4 protein-coding genes and 2 pseudogenes are annotated in these 3,844 nt (G+C 69.0%); 1 reads left to right on the top strand and 5 read right to left on the bottom strand.

The window, feature by feature from the left end; translation table 11 throughout:
- The 5 genes and pseudogenes from GXP76_RS34500 to GXP76_RS34480 form a co-directional block, all read right to left on the bottom strand.
- A pseudogene (locus tag GXP76_RS34500) lies at window positions 1–250 on the bottom strand (hypothetical protein); the annotation flags it as partial.
- Between the two features lie 144 nt (window positions 251–394).
- On the bottom strand, window positions 395–538 hold the full coding sequence (locus tag GXP76_RS34495) for a DUF6760 family protein (RefSeq protein WP_007457431.1): 144 nt from the start codon (window positions 536–538) through the stop codon (window positions 395–397).
- Complete coding sequence (locus GXP76_RS34490) at window positions 535–969, bottom strand: hypothetical protein (RefSeq protein ID WP_242575560.1); 435 nt, start codon at window positions 967–969, stop codon at window positions 535–537. The genes GXP76_RS34495 and GXP76_RS34490 overlap by 4 nt, the downstream gene beginning before the upstream one ends.
- On the bottom strand, window positions 969–1,412 hold the full coding sequence (locus GXP76_RS34485) for a phage tail protein (RefSeq protein ID WP_242575559.1): 444 nt from the start codon (window positions 1,410–1,412) through the stop codon (window positions 969–971). Before GXP76_RS34485 ends, GXP76_RS34490 begins: the two co-directional genes overlap by 1 nt.
- Before the next feature lie 42 nt (window positions 1,413–1,454).
- Window positions 1,455–3,002, bottom strand: coding sequence for a phage tail sheath subtilisin-like domain-containing protein (locus GXP76_RS34480; protein WP_242575558.1), 1,548 nt, complete (start codon window positions 3,000–3,002; stop codon window positions 1,455–1,457).
- Window positions 3,003–3,262: 260 nt separating this feature from the next.
- Here GXP76_RS34480 and GXP76_RS34475 point away from each other — a divergent pair.
- Window positions 3,263–3,844 (top strand): annotated as a pseudogene (locus tag GXP76_RS34475) (hypothetical protein); the annotation flags it as partial.

Here is a 3,844-nt window from a genome sequence, read left to right as displayed (position 1 = left end):
GCGCCTGGGGGAATCGTGACGTACGCGGCCGCCCTGCCGTCGCCCTTCGCACCGGCATCTCGACCGACCGCTGAGCCGACGGCACGGGACGCGCGGGAGAGGTGAGTCCGTGCACCACTCCCGTGGGCGCGTCAGGACTGACCAGATGCCCCAGCGGTGTACTGAGCGCGGTCACCTGCCTGGTGGACAGCGCGCCCTGGAACCCGGCGGGGTCGATGACGAGATCCTGCCCGAGCACGGTGCGCTGCATGGGCGCCAGGCGATGCACGTCGACCCGACCCACCCGTTCCGGCAATGCATCTGACGTAGCGTCAGCTACCTGTGCCTGTGCTCCCGAACGATCGCCACGCAGCCATGACATCAGCCCCATGGATCTCCCGCCCTCCCCGTGCCGTCAGTGCCCGTTGAGACGGGCGACCTGCGCGACGAACTTCAGACGCTCCGGATGTTCCAGGTCCAGCAGGTCGTCGAGCGGCCAGTGGAAGTGATAGGCGAGGTACGCGACCTCCTCGTACAGCAGGTCGGCCGCGTACGTCACGATTCCCCCAGGCGCCCACCGGCGAGATCCACCGCGAACTCCTCATGGCAGGAGGGACAGTTGACGGCGGCGCGGGTGTGGCCCTCCGCGTTGATCCGGCGGTAGAAGTCCTGGAGGAACGCCAGGTCGGAGGCGAACAGGTCCTCGATGACGCCGGGATGGATGTCCTCGACGGTGCCGATCCTGGTCACGACCCGCGAGATCAGGACGACCGACAGATAGGCGGAGTTCTCGCGCACCCGGTCGTCCCGCAGCGGCACCAGCTCGTCCCGGGCGGTCGCGAGCCGCATCACGCCGTCACGGTGCACGGTGCCCGACTCGTCCACGTACCCGCGCGGCAGCTCGAAGCCGAACTCGGTACGCAGCGGCTCGGGTTGACGCCCGTGCTGCGAGGCCCGGTCGGGGGCCTGGAAGGATACGGTGCGGCGCATCAGCCGAGTTCCATGCTCTCGTACGTGATCCCCAGCTTCTCCGTCAGGACCGAGGTGTCACCGGCCTTGAGCGTCCCGATCTCCAGCGACTTCGGCCAGGCGTTGATGAGCGTGTAGCGCTTGATGGGCAGGCCCTCGTAGTCGTACACGATGACGGCGCCGTTGCGTCGCGCGTCCGTCATGCGCCCGAACCGCGAGTCCTTGATCCACCGTTCGAAGCTGTTGTCCTCCGTGAGCCCGCGGGTCACGGTGACCTCGCCGGCCTTGGGACGACCCGGCAGCTTCTTGATGGCGTATTTCCCGTCCGCGGTGTTCTGCTTCAGCTCGATGACGTCCTGCTCCATCTTCAGACCGCTGACCTCGGTGATCTGTTTGATGACGACGCTGTCGAATTCGAGGCCGAAGGAATGCCCGACGGAACTGTCGAGATCGGGAAGTGGCACAGCTGACTCCTTACTCCGTCTTCTCCGCTACTCGGTGGCAGCTCACTCGTCGATGCCGCCGCTGCCGCCCGTCAGTTGGGCGAGCCGGAACACCACGAACTCGGCCGGTTTGACCGGTGCGACCCCGATCTCGCAGACGACCTGGCCCGCGTCGATGCTCTCGGGCGGATTCGTCTCGCGGTCGCACTTCACGTAGAACGCCTCGTCCGGAGTCAGCCCGAACAGCGACCCCTTTCGCCACTCGTTGACCAGGAACGCCGAGACGGTGCGCCGTACACGCGCCCACAGCGCGTCGTCGTTCGGCTCGAAAACGACCCACTGCGTGCCCGCGAGGATCGACTCCTCCAGGTAGTTGAAGAGCCGCCGGACATTGAGGTATCGCCAGGCCGGGTCCGACGCGAGTGTCCGCGCGCCCCACACCCGGATTCCCCGGCCGGGGAAAGCGCGGATGCAGTTCAGCCCGATCGGGTTGAGCAGATCGTGCTCACCCTTGGTGAGTTGGGTCTGGAGCGCGACCGCGCCCCGTACGACCTCGTTCGCGGGCGCCTTGTGCACCCCGCGCGTGTCGTCGTTGCGCGCCCAGACCCCGGCGACGTGCCCGCTCGGCGGTACGAGGCTCGGGCGGCCGGACGCCGGGTCGGCGACGCTGATCCACGGGTAGTAGAGCGTGGCGTACTTGGAGTCGAAGTTCGCCCGGTCCGTACGCCAGCTCCTCGCCTGCTGCGGTGACAGGCCCGGCGGCGGATCCAGGATCGCCACCCGGTCACCCATCAACTCACAGTGGGATATGACCCCTTGCTGTACGGCGATCACCGACTCCACGTCCAGCAGACCGCGTTGGTACGCGCTCATCAGGTCGGGTACGGCGATCATCGTGATGTCCTCGACCGCCTCCAGCCCGCCAAGACCCGTACGGCGGTCGGCGTCACCGACGTACACCTCCGGAGCGAGCGCACCGGCACCACCGGCGGCGGGATCGGCCGGGGCGGCCGGCGCGAGGGTGACCGTCTGCGGCTCGGGCCGGGCGGGGGCCGCGCCGCGCCCCGGTTCGCGTATCTCGATCAGCTCCGACTTGGCGTTGACACGGGTGGCGACGTTCTCCTTGCTGCGCTTCGTCGTCACGGAGGGGTACGTCTCCGCGACCTGCCCGTCCCGCCGCACGACGAGCTGGAAGGTGTCGGAGGGCGGGTCCTCACCCTCGGCCGCCGTCACCTCGACAGTGATCTCACCGGCGACACCCGGCCGGGGCTTCACGGCGTAGGGCCCGACCTGCACCTCCGCGCCCGGGGCCAATTCGCCGGTCTCCCCGTCGCCGCTCGCGGAGGAGCCGTCGCCGATCCGTACGACGTAGCAGACGCCGCCGCCGTTGGAGAAGAACCCGTAGACGGACGTGGCGAGGTACGTACCGTCGACGAAGTCGCCGAAGGTGCTGACGTACTGGCTCCAGTTCGTGATCAGCGTCGGCTCGTCGAACGGCCCCTTCTGTGCGAAACCGACGAAGGCGGCGACCGACGTGCCCACCCCTTCGATCGGCCGGGAACCGGAATCGACCTCTTCGACGTAGACGCCCGGGGACAGGTACGACGGCATAAGGGCCTCTCCTTGACGCTCTCCTCGACAGGAACCGGACCGGGGAACGCCGGTCATTCTCGCCACTGAGCCGATCTTCGGGAACGGATGCCCGGCCGCCCCGCCGTGCACCGACGAGTGCCCGATCAGGCAACGCGGTCACCCGCCCAACCGCCCCGTTCTGCCCCCGACTTGGTACGCCCACTCTGCGCGCCCCGCCTCGCTGCCGCGCACGCTGGCAAGTCACGTCCGCACGTCCGGCCGAAGGGGAGGGGCGACGGATGAAGGCGGCCCCGGAGAAGGGCGACAGCCCCACCCGGCCCGGCCCGTCCGCCGCTGCCCGGGTGGACGTCTCCCGTACGACGGCGGCTCCCGCTCGCCCCGCTCGTCCGGACCGCCGAGGTCTCCAGCGTCTTCAGAGCGCGGCGGGGAACGCGGCGGTCTCCCGCCTCGTCGCCCAGCGCTATACCGCCCCTGTGAAGCCGTCGCCGGCGCAGGCGGCGGGGTTCCGCAAGGTGAAGGCGGACGTGGCGGCTAAGAAGGCGCGCGTCGCCGCGCATCCGCCGGCGGTGGGCGAGGCGAAGGCGTCCCAGGACGCGTCGGTTGCCCCACCGGACGACAAGGAAGCCCAGGGCAAGGCCGCGAACGCCGAGAAGATGGACGCGGCGAAGCCCGGTGAGTTCGACAAGGAAGCCTTCATCGAGGCGGTCAACAAGGCGATCGACGCGCAGGCGCCGAAGAACCTCGACGAGGCCGACAAGTTCTCCAAGTCGGGCAAGGCGGACCAGGTCAAGGCGGAGGTCGACGGGAAGGTCGCGGACGGCAAGGAGTCCTCGGCCAAGGACATCGACACCGCGACCAAG

Source organism: Streptomyces sp. NP-1717 (genome assembly GCF_022695985.1).
In the GTDB taxonomy this organism is placed as follows: Bacteria; Actinomycetota; Actinomycetes; order Streptomycetales; family Streptomycetaceae; genus Streptomyces.
This window is presented reverse-complemented; position numbering and strand designations above follow the sequence as displayed.